The organism is Paenibacillus guangzhouensis (genome assembly GCF_009363075.1).
Lineage (GTDB): Bacteria > Bacillota > Bacilli > Paenibacillales > Paenibacillaceae > Paenibacillus_K > Paenibacillus_K guangzhouensis.
The window spans coordinates 5,747,034-5,764,178 of sequence record NZ_CP045293.1 but is presented as its reverse complement, the minus strand read 5'-3'; the positions used below and the strand labels follow the sequence as shown (position 1 = coordinate 5,764,178).

Below are 17,145 nucleotides of genomic sequence, written 5' to 3'. Positions count from 1 at the left end.
GGATGACATTATGTATCAATATGTCGACGAACATTTTCAAGAGGTGAACTTTAGCGGGCGGGATCTCCGATTCGGCGAGCTCATTCGCTGCACCTTCGAACGCTGCAAATTCCAAGGCACCTCCCTAGAAGAATTCACGACGGCCGGCTGCCGGTTCATCGAGTGCAATTTCCACGGCGCGCAGCTCAATGGCTCCATGCATACCGACACGGCATTCGAGAATTGTAGCTTCAATGAGGCGAACCTCTTCGTGTCCAGATTCACGAACTGCAAGCTCGTCGGGTCCGACTTCTCCAAGACCAATATGGACGGCATTACACTGGAACGAGGCGACTGGTCCTACACCAACCTTCGATACACCCGGCTCGCGAAGCAGGATCTGCGCGATATCCGATTCGTCGAGACCGACTTCTATGGCGCGAACTTGGAGAAAGCGAATCTTCGCGGATGCGATCTGACGCGCGCGCATCTGGCCAAAGCCAATCTGCAAGGAGCCGATCTGCGCGATGCGAACATGAATGGCGTGGACTTCAAATCAATCGAGGTGAAGGGAGCACGCATGGACTTTACGCAGGCGGCTCAATTTCTGCGGGCCTACGGCGCCAAGGTGGATTAGGAGGCACGTCGCCCAAGAACAAGCAAAAAGGAGACCTCGATCGGCCTCCTCCCCTGTTATGCTTACGCTTGATGACTAACTACCATCTGGTATTTGTTCAGCGAAGCACCGAGCATATATTCCTTGCTGTCGCCAGCACCGCGGTGGGACTCACGGAACGTCTCGCTGGATGTCCAGTTCTTGAACGCCTCTTCATTCTCCCACACCGTACAGATCTTCAGTTCTTCTTCGCCCTCTTGTCCGGCCCCGAGCCACGCTTCCATTCGAACAAAACCCGGCATCGTCTGAACACCTTTTGCCCCAGCGAACCGTTCTGCGACTTTGCTGCCGAATCCTTCTTTGATCCGAATTGTATTCGTTACGACTAACATCTCTCTCGCCTCCGCTATGCATGATTAGAGCTTATCGGATACCCGATAGGTCCCTTGAACCAGGATTTCCCTGTCCACTCTATTATAACGAATGATGGATCCCTAGAACAAACGGAAGAACCACTCGAACAAATCCCCGATGATTGGAATCAGTCCGAATCCATGTGCTCCAATCGCTACGACCCCAAAGGCCCATTCCCCGATACTAACAACGCCCAACGCTTTCTCTGCGATAGCGACGGCGCCTAGTGCCCATTCACCTATCGCGACGGCGCCAACGGAAATACCGGAGGCGATCGCCACAGCGCCAGCTGCCAGTGAACCGCTCATCGCGACTGCACCGAGCGCAAGCCATATGCCTAAGGCAATTGCACCGAAGGATAAAATACCGAAGCTGATCGCACCGCATGCGACAAGTCCCACAGCAATGTCACCAATCGCGATCAGACCGATCGCAACCTTAGGGCGCGTTCCGAATCCGCTGCGATATTGATTCGCATTGCTTCGAATACTAATCACCGGGAATTGTGGCGAAGGCCACTGGTAATCGATTTCTTGAAGCCCTCCGAACCGCCTCGTCATAAAAGCCATCAAAGGATGCATCCATTGCATCATCTGCTCATCCCACCTATTCTCCATCTCATGATCCGTCTCTCGTATATTACTATTGTACAACCATTTCTCGGGATTAGAATCAGACTGCAAAAGGAAAAAACCTCAGTCTAGAGACTGAGGTTTTACATGCTGCATTATGCTATTACGATGTCTTCTTCCGAAGCGAACCTTCGGCTGTGCTGGATGGCGATGTTGCCACAACATATGCATTCTTGCCCGCTCCGAAACCGAGGACGGCGAGGATGACCACCGTAACGAAGAGTGTAATATAAGTGACCGTCCAGCTCTGAGTCAGATCATGAAGCAATCCGAACAGCATTGGACCAATCGCTGCAATGAAATATCCTACCGACTGAGCCATGCCTGACATCTCTGCCGCTTCCAGTACCGTACGTGTGCGCAGTGCGAAGAACATAACCGCCAAGCTGAAGCCCGCTCCGCCGGCAATCCCAATCAGGCTCGTGCCGATCACCGTCAGGAACAATCCTCCCGTTAGCAACAGCACGTATCCGATTCCGAATCCTGCAGCCACGGAGAGCGCGATCACCCGTTGGCTCTTCAACCGCGCTGCAATGATCGGCGTCAAGAAGGACGCTGGAAGACTTACGAGCTGCAATAAGAACATCATCCAACCCGCTGTTTCTGTGCTCATGCCTTGCGCGTGCAGAATTTCAGGCAGCCACGTAATGTTAACGTAGAAGAAAAATGACTGAACCCCCATGAATAAGGTTACGTACCATGCAAGTCCGGAACGCCATAGATTGATGCGCGAGCCCTTGGCTTGCTGGCCGCCTTGTTGCGGCGCCTGTCGGTAACGAAGCTGCGGCAACCAAGCGATTAACGCGATGACCGTCAGCACGCCCCATACGGCAAGCGATCCCCGCCACCCCAGGTTAGCGCCTTCGGCGAGCGGAATCGCAAGCCCTGAAGCGACCGCTGCCCATAAATTCATGAAGGAAGAGTAGACCCCGGTCATCAGCCCTACCTTCTGAGGAAAGTCGCGTTTAATCATCGTCGGGACAAGCACATTCCCGACGGCAATCGCAAGGCCTAGCAAGGCCGTTCCGAAGAACAAAGCGAAGGCTGAAGGCAATGAACGAACAATAACACCAACGGTCAACACGACGAGACTGACGATTAGCGTGAGCTCCATACCGAATCGTCTCGCAAGGCCTGGAACCAGCGGAGAGATAACGGCAAAAGCGATCAAGGTCAGCGTCGTAAGCAAGCCAATCACCGTGCCGGACAGGCCCGTATCTTCCCGAATCAGTCCCACAACGGGACCGAGTCCCGTAATCGGCGCTCTCAGATTCGCTGCAACCAATAATATACATACAAACAATAAGGTCAAATTTCTTGTGCGTGAACTCATATAACTCCTTACTCCTTATCTAGCTAATCTATCGAAGGGTCTAGATGACACTCTCGGAAATGTGTAGCAAATGACGAAGGGTTGTCACCGCCGCATCGGCGTCCTGATTGATAATATGGTGAATTAACTGCGTATGGACCTGCACATGCTGCTCTTCAATCTCCTCATGGGTCGATTGATGAATCGTCGCCATGACCGCGTCTGTCATATGATCGTAGAGATCGATGAGGACGTTATTGTGCGTCGCGAGAACAATGGCTTTGTGAAGCTCCATGTCGACATCGATATAATGCGATTTCCCGCGGGAATCTAAATAATTCGCTAAGCATTGCTTCAGATAGACAACGTCTTCTTCTGTTCGCCGTTCAGCCGCAAGCCGTGCTGCTTCTTGCTCAAGGGCGTACCGCACCTCCAGAATCTCGATCAGATCGGCTTTCTTGAACCGGCGATTCAATGCAGCGCCGAGGTCGCTCTTCGAGCAGACATAAGTTCCGTCTCCTTGCCTTGCTTCCAGCAACCCCGCATGGATCAGCGCCTTGACTGCTTCACGCACCGTATTGCGGCTAACACCGAGCTGTTCCACCAATTCCGGTTCGGCCGGAATTCGCTGCCCTACAGGCCATGCGCCAGATTGAATCAGCTGATCCAGCTGCGCTGCGATTTGTTCGGTTAAGGTGACACGTGTGGCTTTCTGTAATTTCAATCGAATACCTCCAAACATAGGATGATTGGTTCTATGCTTCAAAATAGCACAGATTTTAACGTTTGACAACACAAAAAAACGACCTCCCTCTCCATCACGTCATGGAAGAAAGTCGTTTCGCTACGTCATATACCCTATTATTCCCTAATAAAATCGATCTCTTGAATCTTCCCGCTCGCTTCGAATCCAATCTGCTGATAGACCCGATTAGAATTAGGGTTAGCTCCATCAGCATACAAAATCGGGGTGAGTCCTTCCGCCAGAATGATACGGCATACCTCCGCCACAAGCGCACTTGCATAACCCTGCTTCCGATACGCTCGCGGCGTACAGACAGCATTGATTCGCGCATGCCGCGGCGTACGGCCTGCGATATTCGCCATCGATACCGACTCGCCATTCACCTTCCACAGATACAAATTGCCTGATCGGATGAGCCGATCCGCGTCCTGCATCTGCGAAGCGAGATCAACCGTATTTCCATAGGCATCGAGAGTGAATTCCACGAGGAACCGCGCAACGTCTAATACGTCTCGTGCCGTCGCGGCTTGGCATACGCCCATAACCCCTTCAGGCAGCTTCGGAACCCGGCACTGATAAGCTTGCAGCTCCATGCGCGGATGATAAGCGACGCCATGCGCAGCAGCGTACAGTGAGGCCATCGCCAGCACGATATCCGGATCGCCCGCCAGCCCCGGTACCTTGACGTCACCTAGCGCGGCGCATAATGTACGTAATCGCTCCTCACGCTCCATGCCTTGCATGTGTTTACTTATCCAGACCCAGCCCCGATAACCGGGGGTCTGCGCATAGACCACTTGCCCGTCACGCGACTTATAGCTGACTGCATCTCCCCCACCAACAATGCTATGTATCAGTGTATAGGGTACTTCATCTTGGATGAAAGCGATTGATTGCAGCACCTCATCCCCCGGACCGAATGTCTCGTACATCGTCAATCTCCTCCTTAAGATGTGTTATTTACTGAACATCATTCCCACCCGGATCATCCCGATTCATATCATCGCGTCTAGCCCGTCGCTTCTCTGCAATTTGTAGATCAAGCAGCTCTACTCCCCGCTTCGCGAGTTGGATGAGAAGAAGCAGCAAGTAGATCCCGAGACCGATTAACAAAGCGTAGACCAGCAGCATCAATATCGGGATGAACCCGATGAGCATTCCGCCTCCAGATGTTACGTGCATCAGACACCTCCACCTTTCGATGAGAAATTGCTTCATATTCTACATGGAAAATAAGGATATGACTACTAAATTTACAAAATTCATGAAGACATTTCAAAAAAACTGAGATCTTCCCCCAGAACCCTGACAGACAGATGTCAACAATGGTTGTGTACGATAGGTTCAAATCCGGTTCACGACGTGACCATCACTGAAAGGAATGAATGTAAAATGAATAGGATACACAACAACATTGGGGTTATTATCGCGGGACTCTTGCTCGCAATCCTCATGGCCTCCATGGATAATACGATCGTCGCAACCGCCATGGGCACCATCGTCGGTCAAATGGGTGGATTGGACAAATTCGTCTGGGTCACATCCGCTTATATGGTTGCAGAGATGGCAGGCATGCCGATCTTCGGCAAGCTCTCCGATATGTACGGACGCAAACGCTTCTTTATTTTCGGGATCATTGTATTCATGTTCGGATCCGCCTTATGCGGCACCGCTGAATCGATTATCCAGCTTAGTCTGTACCGCGCAGTCCAAGGCATTGGCGCAGGCGCGATGGTGTCGATCGCCTTCACGATCATGTTCGATATCGTTCCCCCAGAGAATCGTGGCAAAATGACAGGCATGTTCGGCGCACTATTCGGCCTTTCGAGCGTCGTCGCTCCAATGCTCGGTGGATTTATTACAGATCACTTGCAATGGGAATGGATTTTCTATATTAATCTGCCGCTTGGGTTCGTCGCATTCCTTCTGGTCTTGATCTTCTACAAAGAATCTGCAGTTCATTCCAAGCAGAGCATCGATTTTCTTGGTGCATCCCTGCTCATTGGCGCTGTCATCTGCCTCATGTTAGGGCTTGAGCTTGGCGGCAAAGAATTCGCTTGGAGCTCTCCGCAGATCACTAGTTTGTTCGCAGGGTTCTTGGTGTTCGCCACATTACTTGTATTCGTCGAACGCAGAGCTGCCGAACCGATCATTTCCTTCCGCATGTTCCAGAATCGACTCTATACGACCAGTAACATGATTGCGGTATTCAGCGGCGCCGCGTACATGTCCGCAGCCATGTTCATCCCGATCTACATTCAAGGCGTTCTTGGCGGAACGGCATCAAGCTCAGGTCTCGTGCTGCTCCCGATGATGATCGGTTCCGTCGTCACGGCAACCGTCGGCGGATTCTTAATGGCGAAGCTGCCTTACCGGACGATTATGATTCCGCCGCTCTTCATCCTGATTGCGGGGCTGGCTCTTCTGGCAGGATTGTCGATGGATTCACCGCGTATCCTCATTACGGCATACATGGTTCTCGTCGGTCTTGGCGTCGGTGCGTCCTTCTCCGTGCTAAGCAGCTCGGCCATCCATTCGTTCCCAGCTACGCAACGCGGAGCGGCGAGTTCAACGCTGAATTTTAACCGTTCACTCGGCATGACGCTAGGCATCACGATTTTCGGGATCATTCAGAGCCATCTGCTCACGAGCAAGCTGACGCAAACTTTTGCAAGTCAAGGCGCACAGCAGGTACCGGCGGACTTCAATTACAGCGACCCTTATATCCTGCTGAACCCCGCTTTAAGCAAAACCTTCGATGTAAGCACGCTAAGCAGCATTAAAATGGGGTTAACGAACTCCATCATCTCCACCTTTGCATGGAGCCTGGTTCCCGCGATCCTGGCGCTGGTCGCCGCGTTCTTCATGAGCCGAGAGAAGCTGGATCCGACTGCACAGGAAGATGGGTATGCCGCGTCGCATTAACCTTAGAATGGAGGAAACGGCATGAAGCTCGAGCGACTGATGGCCATTACGATCCTGCTGCTGAATCGCAAACGCGTGCAAGCGCAAGAGCTGGCAGATCGACTGGAGGTTTCTCTGCGTACGATTTACCGCGATCTGGAATCGCTAAATCTCGCGGGCATCCCCATTGTATCGTACACAGGGGTGGAGGGCGGTTATGAGATCATGGACAGCTTCCGCTTGGATCGGCAGATGTTATCCTTGGATGAACTCATTGCCCTCTTCACCGCGCTCCGCGGACTTCAGTCGACGCAGGCGGTTCAAGGTTCCCAGATGGACCGCCTGCTCGACAAGGTCGGCGCATTGGTCTCGCAGGCAGAGCAAGGACGCTTGTCCGAGCGGGACCAGCTAATCGTTGATTTCACGCCATGGCGGCGAAGTGAAGCGGAGCACAACAAATACGAGGCGTTGCAGCAGGCTATCCGAGAGTCCAAACTGGTTCAGTTCGCTTATACGGATGTCCAAGGCGATGACACACAACGCTGTGTAGAACCAATCGGCCTCGTGCTGAAGCGATATACCTGGTACCTCCACGGCTACTGCCTGACACGCCAAGATTACAGGACCTTTCGGCTCTCGCGTATCCAGCATCTCAACATCCAATCCGATACATTCCAGCGACGTGATGTCGCGCTTACGAAGCTGAATGAACGAATGGATGCACAGCTGCAGCAGACGAGCCGCCACGAGCTGACCTGCGACCTTGTGCTGGAATTCTCAGGCAACGCCAGAATTGCTGCCATCGATCATTTCGATGAGCAGGATATTACCCGGCTGCCATCCGGTTCACTGCTCGTTCGTACGACGGTTCCGCGCCAGAGATGGTTAATCGGTTTCTTGCTCCACCTCAAGACGGATGTCATTGTACATCAGCCCGCCGATCTGGCGGAGGAAGTGAAGCAAGCTGCACTCGAGATTGCGGCATTGTATACATCAACCCCATTAACGGAAGGAAGAGATGAATTATGATGCTTCATGGAAAAGTAGCCATCGTCATCGAGGGATCACGCGGCATCGGATGCGCAGCTTCGCTACTGCTTGCCAATCGGGGAGCGAAGCTGGTCGTCCATGATCCGTCGCAGATTGATTCGGCTGAAAAGGTTGCGACGGCCATACGAAGCGCGGGCGGAGAAGCGATCGCCTATCAAGCCGATCTTCGCGAAGCGGACCAAGCCGCGATGCTGGCTGCGGCGGCAAAGCAAGCCTTCGGACGAATCGATATTCTGGTCGGCGGCGCCGAGCCGAGCGTCGAAGCCGCCCCGTTCACCGACCAGAGCTGGGCTTCCTTCGCCGATGCGTTCCAAGGTGAACTGCGGCCCGCGTTCGTCATGACGCAAGCAGTTATCCCTTATATGACAGAGCAGAAATTCGGGCGCATCATCTATGTATCCAGCACGCATGGCAAAGATCCCTCGCCTTGCATGATCGCGCAAGGAACGGCCAAGGGCGCGCTTAATACGTTCTCGACCTACATCGCCCAAGAATTCGGCCCCTCTGGCATTACAGCGAATGTGGTTGCCCACGGCTTTGTAGATACGGTGGAGGCATCGTTATTGACGGAGCAAGAGAAGGCTATGATCAGCAGCTTCACGCCATTAGGGCGCGTAGCCAAGCCGGAAGACGTCGCCAGCGTCATTGCCTTCCTCGCTAGTGATGACGCTCGGTTCTTAACGGGAACTTATACGCCAGTGACCGGCGGGTTGTCGATGGAATAGGGCCAATGACCAACAAAAAAAGGATGAACCGTATGATCGAATAATCGCACGCACGGTTCATCCTTAAATTTCTATCCTTGCATCACATATGTCGCAATCGCATGCGCCGGGAGCGTGTGCGATGCGATATGATCGCCATGGCCAAGTGTAAAGGCAAATGGCTGTTCCGATTCATTCATGACAACGACGGCGATACAGCTGTCCGTGTTCTGAAACGCCGTCGCATGCACACCGGAGGCCGGCTGCGCGAGCTTCATCCCAATGCGTACCGCGCCCGGACGAATGAACTTACTGAAATGCCCGATGTAATAGTACGAGCTATTGTAATGAAGCGTATCGGTTACTGTATCCGCAATAATCGGCGCATCGCATAGATTGTTGACATGGTTCGGGCCACCAGTCTCATCGAGCACGATGTTCCAATCGAGATACCCTTCCGTCCAGTTGTTCAGATCGCCGATCATATTACGCCCGTACCGTTCGCCCGTGAACCACTCGCCAAGCTTCACACCACCTTCTTGGCAACCTTCTGTGAACAGGAGATGCTTATCCGGGAACAGCTCATGTACCTTCCCGACATGCTCGAATTCCTCGCTCACATACCAGTGGAATCCGGTTCCCCAGACGTATTTGGCGGCTTCCGGATCGGAGAGCACAACCGAAGCCCGCTCTACGATGATGTCGCGGTTGTGATCCCAACAGAGGATCTTCACGTCCTGTAATCCTTCCACGTGCATCGTTGGCCCCAAGTGGTCCTTAATGAAATCGCGCTCCTGCTCGGCAGAGTAGATGCAGGAGTCCCATGTCTGAACGGCATCCGGCTCATTCTGAACCGTAATCCCCCAGATTGGCACGCCTGCCTCTTCATATGCGCGAATGAATTTCGTATAGTATTGTGCCCACACCGCAGCGAATTCCGGCTTCAGATGGCCGCCGTGATTCATCTCGCCGTTGGTCTTCATCCAGGCTGGCGGGCTCCAAGGCGAAGCGAGCATGGTGATGGGGCTGCCCTTCACCGTTGCCGCATCCTTCACAAGCGGGAGAACCCATTGATGGTCGCGCGAAATATCAAAGGTTCGCAGCGCCTTGTCATGCTCCTCAACATACGTGTAATTCCCCAGCGCAAAGTCACAACTGTGAATATGCACGCGTCCGATCGTATAGCCTAGTCCATCCGTTGGATCAAAATAACTGTGCAGCACTTCCACGCGCTTCGCCTCGCTCATGCGGGACAAAGTATAGGCCGACGCTTCGGTGAATGCGCCGCCGAAACCAAGAATTTGTTGATACCGCACCGCGGGGTCAAGCTCCAAGTCTGCGGTCTCGCCCGCACGGCGCTGAGCCACCGGTGCCGAATGCTGCTCTTGAAGGCGAGCGTTTGAATCTTTGGATGTGAGATAGGTCTTGTATACTGTCATGTGCGTTAGTCTCCTTTATGCCAGTCGTTATGAATTGCACGGTTATGTGCCTACCATTTGAATGTGATTGCCCCTTCGCCAGATAGACTGTAGAGAAATACGCCATCATCCGTGCTTACTTCGAAAGTCTGCTCCTCCGGCGTACGATTGGATACAATCAGAACCGTCGAACCGTCTGGGTTGCGGAACGCCACCGACTCTACCACATCGACGTATGTATCCGAGTCGATGCGCACCGCACCCGGCTCGACGAACTTACTTATATGGCCCATCGTATAGTAATCGAGATGGACCGTGATCTCTCCGGTCCCCTGTTCAATACCTACAAGTCCGCGGCATGTGCTGTTGGACAACACCGTGGGGCCGTTATGCTCATCCAGTGCAATGTTCCACCAGACTACGGATTTGGACCAGTTCCGCGTACTGCGGATGACATGTTTCATCTGGTCGAGGAATGCTTCCCGGAACGGCGGAACCCATTCCCCGCCAGACGCTTCAGTGAACCAAATACCTTTATCCGGATAAGCCTCCCGTACGTTCGACATTGCTTCATGCTCCCCACCGTAGCAATGCCACGCCGAGCCCGCAATATAGCGATTTGCTGCCGGATCGCGAAGCACAGTAAGCGGATGCTCTGGCACATCCCAATTATGGTCATAACACAGGATCAAAGCCTTGATCCCCGCCCGCTCGAAAGCCGGTCCAAGATAATGCGCGATGAAGTCTCGCTCCTCCTCCGGCCTCAGGATCATCCCCGAATATTCCTTCGGCTCGTAGCCCGGTTCGTTCTGAATCGTCACTGCATAGATCGGAATCCCTTCCCGCTCGTAAGCTTGAATAAATTTCACGAAATATGCCGCATAGGTCTCATAGCATTCTGGCCGTAAGGTACCGCCGATCATCCGCCCGGACGTCTTCATCCATCCCGGCGGACTCCATGGAGACGCCAAGATCTTCAGCTGCGGATTGATTCGCAGCGCCTCACGCAGGAGCGGCAGGATATACGCTTGATCGTGCTCAATCGAGAAATGCTGCAGATCCATGTCCTCACTGCCTGCTGGCAAATCGTTGTAGCTGTATAGCGCCGAGGCAAAGTCGCTAGCGCCCATCGGCTGTCGAAGTATGCTCATCCCGATGCCTTCCTGCGCATCGAACAGCTGCCGCATCAGGCGATCCCGGTCGTTCTGCTCCAGCTTGTGATACACGAGGTAAGCGGAAGCATCCGTGAAGGATGCCCCGAACCCATCCATCACCTGATACTTTGCCTGTGCGTCCACATGGATCTTAAAAGCCGCATCTGCCTTATTCGATGCAGCATTCATCTGCATTTGTGGTTGGGCTGCGAGCAGCAACTGCCCGTCTATCGTTGTCTTCCAGCTATCGACCCGTTTCATACGCGCAACTCCCTTATCCACGATTATTTCAATCCTTTTTCATCGGCATAAGCCGCAACTTGCTTCGTTACGTAGTCAAGCACCGCATCTACACCTGCTGTCTTCAGTTTATTGCGGTAGTTCTCAATCGCAGCATCCACATCCGGCACGAGTCCCATCATGAGCGGCTGGCCGTATTGCTGATACACTTGGTTCACCGCAGCAAGCTGTGATTTGACCGGCTGATAATCCATCAAGATCGGCGCGAAAATATCCGGCTTGCTGATCGCCTTGAACTCTTCAATCAGCTTCGCTTCGCCTTCCCATCTGTCCTTAGCCGGATGCTCGTTCTTGGCATTTCTCCAGCCCCAGCTCGCAATGCCGTAGCCTTTCACCTTTGCCGGATCTTGACCTGGTGCTGGCGATACGATGGATCCGTCCTCCGTGAAGTCATAGTTACGGCCTTTGATGCCGTAAGTCATCAAGTTGTAGTATTCCGGATCATTACGAAGCTTCTCGAGCACCATTAAGGAGCGTTCAGGGTTTGCCGCGCTCTTCGGAATCGCCATCCCGTTATTGATGCCTAGGTTCGGCACCGCATAATTGTGGAACTTCGTGAACGGGAAGTAGGCTATTTTCATGTCCGGTTTGTTCTTCTTCATATCCACAATGAAACCGGATGCTCCTGGTGCATTACGCCAATAGGCAGCTCCGGTGCCTGCCTTGATGAAATCACCTGCCTCTTGTTGCGAAGCAAGCGTACTGGAGGTCCAGAATCCTTTGTCCGCCCATGTCTTCATCCGCTTTGCCCATTCCGCGAATTCGTCAGTGAATGGATACGCCACGACATCTCGGGGTGTATCATAAGACTTCGCAACAATGACCCCGCTGTCGCCGCCAATATTTTTGAAGTCATAATAATTGTGGAACAGCGTATTCACTTCATTCCACGCTTTCCCATTAATTGGTGTTACTTTCTTCGCATTCTTCACGCCTTCCAAATACTGCTCAAGCGTTCCGAGGTCCTTAATCTCCGGAAGGTTCAGCTCCTGCCTCCAGTCTTCGCGATAAACAATGCCATCCGGCGTATACTCCGGGTAGGTGCTCGGCACCGCTAAAATCTGGCCTTGGATGGTGACATCTTTCCAATCCTGCTCCGGTACAGTCTTCCACGTCTCCGGTGCGTAGGTCGGCAGCAGATCCTTCAGATCGAGGAAGGCGCCTTGCTTCGATAATTTGAAGAAGTCCGCCCAGGAGGAAGCAAAGACCATATCGATTTTCTCCCCTGACGCGAACAACAGATTATATTTCGTCTGCCAGTCGTTCCACGTCATGAAGTTCAACTTCACGGTCGCATTGAGGTCTTTGGAGAGCATCTGATTCCACGTTTCAATTACTTTCGGGCTATCTTCGTGCGCATCCCCGACCAGATACCAATTTAACTCGACCTTTTTCGAAATGTCCGGCTTGCCAGATTCCGTCTTCGGCGTCTCAGGTTTCGTCGCTGCTTCATCACTGCTACCGCCGCCGCATGCCGTGAGAATCCCCGTTAGTAAAGAAACCATTAAGAATACAGACAATATCTTCGTCAGTCTTTGCTTCATTTCGAACTCCCCCAATTCAATTTAATATGTTAGCCGAATGCCCGGGATTAACCTTTGACTGCACCAATCGTTAAGCCTTTGACAAAATACCGCTGCAAGAACGGATATAAGAAGATAATCGGGCCAGTAACGACGATGGCTACCGCCATCTTGAGCGACTCCGTCGGCGGTTTGAAATCCGCGGACAGGTTCGCAGCCACGCTCGTCTTCAAGACCGCTGCGCTCGCTAGAATTTTGTAGAGCAGGAACTGCAGTGGATACTTCGCCTCCGTGGTAATGAAGATGTTCGCGGAGAACCAATCATTCCAATACGCCAGCCCTAGAAATAATCCGATGGTAGCAAGCCCCGGCGTCGATAACGGAAGGACAAGCCTCGAGTAGATCGTGAACTCTCCTGCACCGTCAATTTTGGCAGACTCAATAATAGATTCTGGAATCGATTTCATAAAGTTCTTCATTAAAATGATGTTCCAGGCGCTAACCATCATCGGGATCAGAAGCGCGAGATAACTGTCTTTCCAATCCAAATATTTAACAATTAAGATATACCAAGGAATCAGTCCGCCGCTGAACAAGGTGGTAAAATAGATGAAGAAGGACAAGGTGTTACGGTATTTAAAATCTTTACGCGAGAGCACATAGCCTGCCATCGAGATCAAGAACAATCCGACTAGCGTACCTACCGCCGTTAAGCTGATCGAGACCGCATAGGCCTTGAAAATTTGCTGCGGGTTACTAAAGACCGATTGATACGCGCTGATCGTGAACTCCGACGGGAAAATTTTGAACCCATCCCGCACGATCTCCGCTTCCGACGAGAAGGAGCCCGAGACAATCAGCCAGAACGGCAGTAGACAGAGAAGACTTAGAATACTGATCACGATATAGCCGACGATATTGAACCATAAGGTCGATCGCTCCGTACGAATTTTCATCGTACACCTCCTAGAATAACGCGTAGTCTTCGCGCGTTTTTTTGATAATCCAGTTCACGGTCATGACCAGCACGAACCCGAAGAACGATTGGTATAATCCAGCCGCCGTTCCCATGCCAATATCGAAATTGACGGCGAGCGAGCGGTAGACGTAAGTATCGATAATATCCGTTGATTCGTAGAGCATCCCATTGTTGCCGATAATCTGGTAGAAGAGATCGAACTGCCCTTTGAGAATGCCGCCGAGACTCAGAAGAATCAATAGAATAAAGGTCGGAATAAGCATCGGGATGGTAATGTAGCGAATGCGGTGGAAAATGTTCGCGCCATCGATCTTCGCCGCCTCATGGTATTCGTCGCTAATGCTCATAATCGCAGCCAAGTAGATGACAGTGCCGTAACCAAGCCCTTTCCAGACGTTAAAGAAGACGATGATATATTTCCAAGGTTCGGTGTTCATATAGAAATCATAGGATGGCAGGCCGAACTGTCTTAGCAGTGCATTAATCACGCCCGTCTCCGTGTTGAACAAGTTGAAGACGAATGCCCCGACAAGCACGAAAGAAATGAAGAACGGCAGGAACATGATGGATTGCGCGGTCTTTTTGAACCATTTGCTGGCTAGCTCGCTTAGGAAGATTGCGCAGATTAATTGAAGTAGGTTCCCAATGAAAATAAATGCGAGATTATAAAGAACCGTATTCTTCGTCAGTGACAGCAGCGCCCCGGATTCGTAGAGAAACTTGAAGTTCTGCATACCGACGAAAGGACTTCCGAACAAGCCGCCGTCAAAATTGTAGTTCGTAAACGCATAGTAGACACCGACCATCGGAAAATAGCTGAATACAACGAAAAAGACCAATACGAGGGCAATCATTAAAAATAACATTTTGTTCTTACGCAGCTCCGCGATCAACCCGGACATGCCTGTTTCCTCCTCTTTGCATAATATGCTTGGATGTACATCAATTACTGAAATCGATTTCATTTTATCTTAAAAAATAAATGGCATCTTCGATAATCCCCTCTTACTCCAACAAAAAACACTGAATAATCTGCTAAAATAGAGGTTTTATTGAAATCGATTTCATTTCGTATTATAATAACAGCATAACTTATTTGTCAAACATAAAATGAACCGGAATTGTGAGGAAGCACGTGATGGATGCGAAAATCATTGATGTAGCCAAAAAGGCTGGTGTATCACCCGCTACGGTCTCCAGAGTTCTCAATCAGACCAGCACCGTATCGGAAAAAACGAAGAAAAAAGTGATGACCGCGATCGATGAATTGGGTTACCACCCGAATGCTGCAGCCAAAAATTTGCGTTCCCAGAAAACAAAAATGATTGGGGTCATCGTACCGGATATCAATACATCCTATTTTACCGAGATCATTAAGGGTATCGAGAATATGGCCTATGCCAGCAATTACAACGTCATCATCTGCGATGCGGAGAACCAGACAGAGAAGGAGATCGAATATCTCAATCTCATTATGAACCGCACGGTCGACGGTCTTATTGTGGTTGCACCGAGCATTGCGGACGAGCAGTTATTCCAAATCGCAGACAAAGGGTATTTCATTGCAGTCATCGGGCGGCACGTAGAGCACGAGCGCATCCCTTGCATTTACACCGACAACGTCAAATTCTCGCGTACGGTGGTCGACCATCTGCTCGCGAACGGGCACCGTGATATCGTGTTCCTGAGCGGTTACCCGACGGCGATCGATAGCTATGAACGGCTTGAAGGATATCTAAAGGCGCTGCGGGATCACCACATCCCCTTCCGTCCCGAGTTGGTGGAGAACGGGAATTTCAACGAGATTGGCGGTTACGAAGCGATGATGCGCCTGTTCGAGAAGAAACTAAAGTTCACGGCGGTCTACTCCGCCAATGATGAGATGGCACTAGGCGTCTACCGAGCTTGCGCCGAAATGGGTCTCACCATTCCAACGCAGCTCGCGGTCGTCGGGGTCGATAATAACCGGATTAGCAAATACATTACGCCAACGTTGAGTACGGTCAATCAGCCCAAATATACGATGGGCGCGCTGCTCGTCGAGAAATTAATCGACCAGATGAACGAAGATACGTACCCGGAGAAGCGTGTGTTCGTGCTCGATTCCGAGCTTATTATCCGGGGCTCCTCGAATGTTCCGCTGCAGGAGTCCACCACGGAAACGTAGATTGCACAGCGGCCGCCGGCAGGTCAGCTTTGCCGCCTATGCATACACGAAAAAACCTTCACCCTTGTTCGGGCGAAGGTTATTCGTGCATCGCTTAGCATATACGTTATTCACGCTTCGAGAATCGGTGCTTCGCAAGCCATTCGGAAGCGAACGCCACAGCCGGACGTGCCGATAGGAGCTTGCAGTCGGCATTACCGACCTTCCCGTTCACAACATTACCGGATACGGCCTCATAATCTGCGCCCAGCTGCGCGAAATCATCGGAGTCGTAGGCATAATCCTCAAACCACTGCCACTGGCGTCTGCCTTCCAACGTTATCGCCGCGCCCATCTGCTTCTCTGGCATGACCGGAGACAACGCCTCCGCCATGTGGAATGTCGTGCAGGAGTCGAAGCCAACGCCGAGCAGGAGAATCTTTGCGTTGTGCGCTTCCAGTCGGCCAAGCGGCGAAGCCGTGCCGAACTGCGGCGTCAGCGGATGGTCGCGGGTGATGTCCTCCGCCAGCGGACCTTGTGCAGCAAAAGAGACCTGCGGATGATTCGAGCGCAGCGTCCCTGGCGTCGTACGGAACAGCTCCGCGATCGCCCCCATCCCGAGCGTCGGGGTCATCGTCGGATCGAACGCCGGCATCTGCGCGTAGATCTCCTCGATCCACATCTTCGGTACGGGTGGGTTCTCCCACGCAGCAGGGTCCGAGACTTGCCCGCTGTGCGCAGGCATGACCAGCGTCCCTGACGGCCCGAGCACTTCCTGCAGCGCCAGGATCACGGCATGCGCACCACCGCACACCCAGCCGATGCGGGACAAAGAGGAGTGGACAAGCAGGACATCTCCGGCCTTGACGCCAAGGCGCGTTAAATCTTGCGTTAAAGATGCAACCGTCACGGGGAACGGCGTTGATTCTATAATCGATAATTCACTCATGATAATTCCTCCAAAAGATATGTCTACTCTCATTCTACCTGAAACTCTAGCATATTCCAAAATGAACCATCAATGTTGCCCGGCTCCAACTACTGTGCAGCAGCTTGCTGAACGTCGACCCCTTTATCTAACGAATCGTGAAGTTCTTATTCTAGCGTTAAATAACGTTTATACGATCCCTTAGGGTAGAAATTCACGCGATTTAAACCAAATAAGAATTGCTAGGTTCGTTAGTGATATGAGCGAACAGAGAGACGTGTATCATAAAAAAACCTTGCCACATGCGCGGCGGACAGACGATCCTGCTCCCCATTCGCAAC

17 protein-coding genes are annotated in these 17,145 nt (G+C 52.0%); 5 read left to right on the top strand and 12 right to left on the bottom strand.

What is annotated here, in order from left to right; translation table 11 throughout:
• Positions 1 to 10 precede the first annotated feature (10 nt).
• Positions 11 to 616, top strand: coding sequence for a pentapeptide repeat-containing protein (locus GCU39_RS26040; protein WP_152396131.1), 606 nt, complete (start codon positions 11 to 13; stop codon positions 614 to 616).
• Positions 617 to 678: 62 nt separating this feature from the next.
• On the opposite strand, the gene GCU39_RS26035 is transcribed toward GCU39_RS26040, so the two are convergent.
• The 6 genes from GCU39_RS26035 to GCU39_RS26010 form a co-directional block, all read right to left on the bottom strand.
• Entirely contained in the window at positions 679 to 987 is a 309-nt protein-coding gene (locus tag GCU39_RS26035; RefSeq protein ID WP_152396130.1) for an antibiotic biosynthesis monooxygenase, read from the bottom strand.
• Positions 988 to 1,089: 102 nt separating this feature from the next.
• Positions 1,090 to 1,626 (bottom strand): hypothetical protein, encoded by a 537-nt coding sequence (locus GCU39_RS26030; RefSeq protein ID WP_227793340.1) that lies wholly within the window; start codon positions 1,624 to 1,626, stop codon positions 1,090 to 1,092.
• Between the two features lie 118 nt (positions 1,627 to 1,744).
• On the bottom strand, positions 1,745 to 2,974 hold the full coding sequence (locus tag GCU39_RS26025) for a CynX/NimT family MFS transporter (RefSeq protein ID WP_152396128.1): 1,230 nt from the start codon (positions 2,972 to 2,974) through the stop codon (positions 1,745 to 1,747).
• A 40-nt stretch (positions 2,975 to 3,014) separates the two neighbouring features.
• Positions 3,015 to 3,677, bottom strand: a complete 663-nt coding sequence (locus tag GCU39_RS26020) for a FadR/GntR family transcriptional regulator (protein WP_152396127.1) — start codon at positions 3,675 to 3,677, stop codon at positions 3,015 to 3,017.
• A 137-nt stretch (positions 3,678 to 3,814) separates the two neighbouring features.
• The gene (locus tag GCU39_RS26015) at positions 3,815 to 4,630 is read right to left on the bottom strand and encodes a GNAT family N-acetyltransferase (protein ID WP_152396126.1); all 816 of its coding nucleotides are present in this window, start codon (positions 4,628 to 4,630) and stop codon (positions 3,815 to 3,817) included.
• A gap of 28 nt (positions 4,631 to 4,658) precedes the next feature.
• Positions 4,659 to 4,880: a hypothetical protein gene (locus GCU39_RS26010; protein ID WP_152396125.1), complete on the bottom strand. Its 222-nt coding sequence runs from the start codon at positions 4,878 to 4,880 to the stop codon at positions 4,659 to 4,661.
• Between the two features lie 210 nt (positions 4,881 to 5,090).
• Here GCU39_RS26010 and GCU39_RS26005 point away from each other — a divergent pair, with 210 nt between their 5' ends.
• Genes GCU39_RS26005 through GCU39_RS25995 form a run of 3 tightly spaced genes read left to right on the top strand, consistent with a single transcriptional unit; the run spans position 5,091 to position 8,377 of the window.
• Complete coding sequence (locus GCU39_RS26005; protein ID WP_152396124.1) at positions 5,091 to 6,623, top strand: MDR family MFS transporter; 1,533 nt, start codon at positions 5,091 to 5,093, stop codon at positions 6,621 to 6,623.
• Positions 6,624 to 6,644: 21 nt separating this feature from the next.
• Positions 6,645 to 7,631, top strand: a complete 987-nt coding sequence (locus GCU39_RS26000) for a helix-turn-helix transcriptional regulator (protein WP_152396123.1) — start codon at positions 6,645 to 6,647, stop codon at positions 7,629 to 7,631.
• Positions 7,628 to 8,377 (top strand): SDR family NAD(P)-dependent oxidoreductase, encoded by a 750-nt coding sequence (locus tag GCU39_RS25995; RefSeq protein ID WP_152396122.1) that lies wholly within the window; start codon positions 7,628 to 7,630, stop codon positions 8,375 to 8,377. The genes GCU39_RS26000 and GCU39_RS25995 overlap by 4 nt, the downstream gene beginning before the upstream one ends.
• Positions 8,378 to 8,448: 71 nt before the next feature.
• Here GCU39_RS25995 and GCU39_RS25990 read toward each other — a convergent pair whose 3' ends face one another.
• The 5 genes from GCU39_RS25990 to GCU39_RS25970 are packed head-to-tail and all read right to left on the bottom strand — an operon-like array spanning position 8,449 to position 14,632.
• Complete coding sequence (locus tag GCU39_RS25990) at positions 8,449 to 9,795, bottom strand: glycoside hydrolase family 30 protein (RefSeq protein ID WP_152396121.1); 1,347 nt, start codon at positions 9,793 to 9,795, stop codon at positions 8,449 to 8,451.
• A gap of 50 nt (positions 9,796 to 9,845) precedes the next feature.
• Positions 9,846 to 11,189 carry a glycoside hydrolase family 30 protein gene (locus GCU39_RS25985; protein WP_152396120.1) on the bottom strand — a complete coding sequence of 448 codons (1,344 nt, stop codon included), beginning with the start codon at positions 11,187 to 11,189 and terminating at the stop codon, positions 9,846 to 9,848.
• Positions 11,190 to 11,212: 23 nt separating this feature from the next.
• Positions 11,213 to 12,772, bottom strand: coding sequence for an extracellular solute-binding protein (locus tag GCU39_RS25980; RefSeq protein ID WP_152396119.1), 1,560 nt, complete (start codon positions 12,770 to 12,772; stop codon positions 11,213 to 11,215).
• A gap of 47 nt (positions 12,773 to 12,819) precedes the next feature.
• Positions 12,820 to 13,707: a carbohydrate ABC transporter permease gene (locus tag GCU39_RS25975; RefSeq protein ID WP_152396118.1), complete on the bottom strand. Its 888-nt coding sequence runs from the start codon at positions 13,705 to 13,707 to the stop codon at positions 12,820 to 12,822.
• A 10-nt stretch (positions 13,708 to 13,717) separates the two neighbouring features.
• Positions 13,718 to 14,632: an ABC transporter permease gene (locus tag GCU39_RS25970; protein WP_152396117.1), complete on the bottom strand. Its 915-nt coding sequence runs from the start codon at positions 14,630 to 14,632 to the stop codon at positions 13,718 to 13,720.
• Between the two features lie 236 nt (positions 14,633 to 14,868).
• On the opposite strand from GCU39_RS25970, the gene GCU39_RS25965 reads away from it, so the two are divergent.
• Positions 14,869 to 15,897, top strand: a complete 1,029-nt coding sequence (locus tag GCU39_RS25965) for a LacI family DNA-binding transcriptional regulator (RefSeq protein ID WP_152396116.1) — start codon at positions 14,869 to 14,871, stop codon at positions 15,895 to 15,897.
• Between the two features lie 106 nt (positions 15,898 to 16,003).
• On the opposite strand, the gene GCU39_RS25960 is transcribed toward GCU39_RS25965, so the two are convergent.
• Entirely contained in the window at positions 16,004 to 16,858 is an 855-nt protein-coding gene (locus GCU39_RS25960) for an AAC(3) family N-acetyltransferase (protein WP_227793339.1), read from the bottom strand.
• Positions 16,859 to 17,145: the final 287 nt, after the last annotated feature.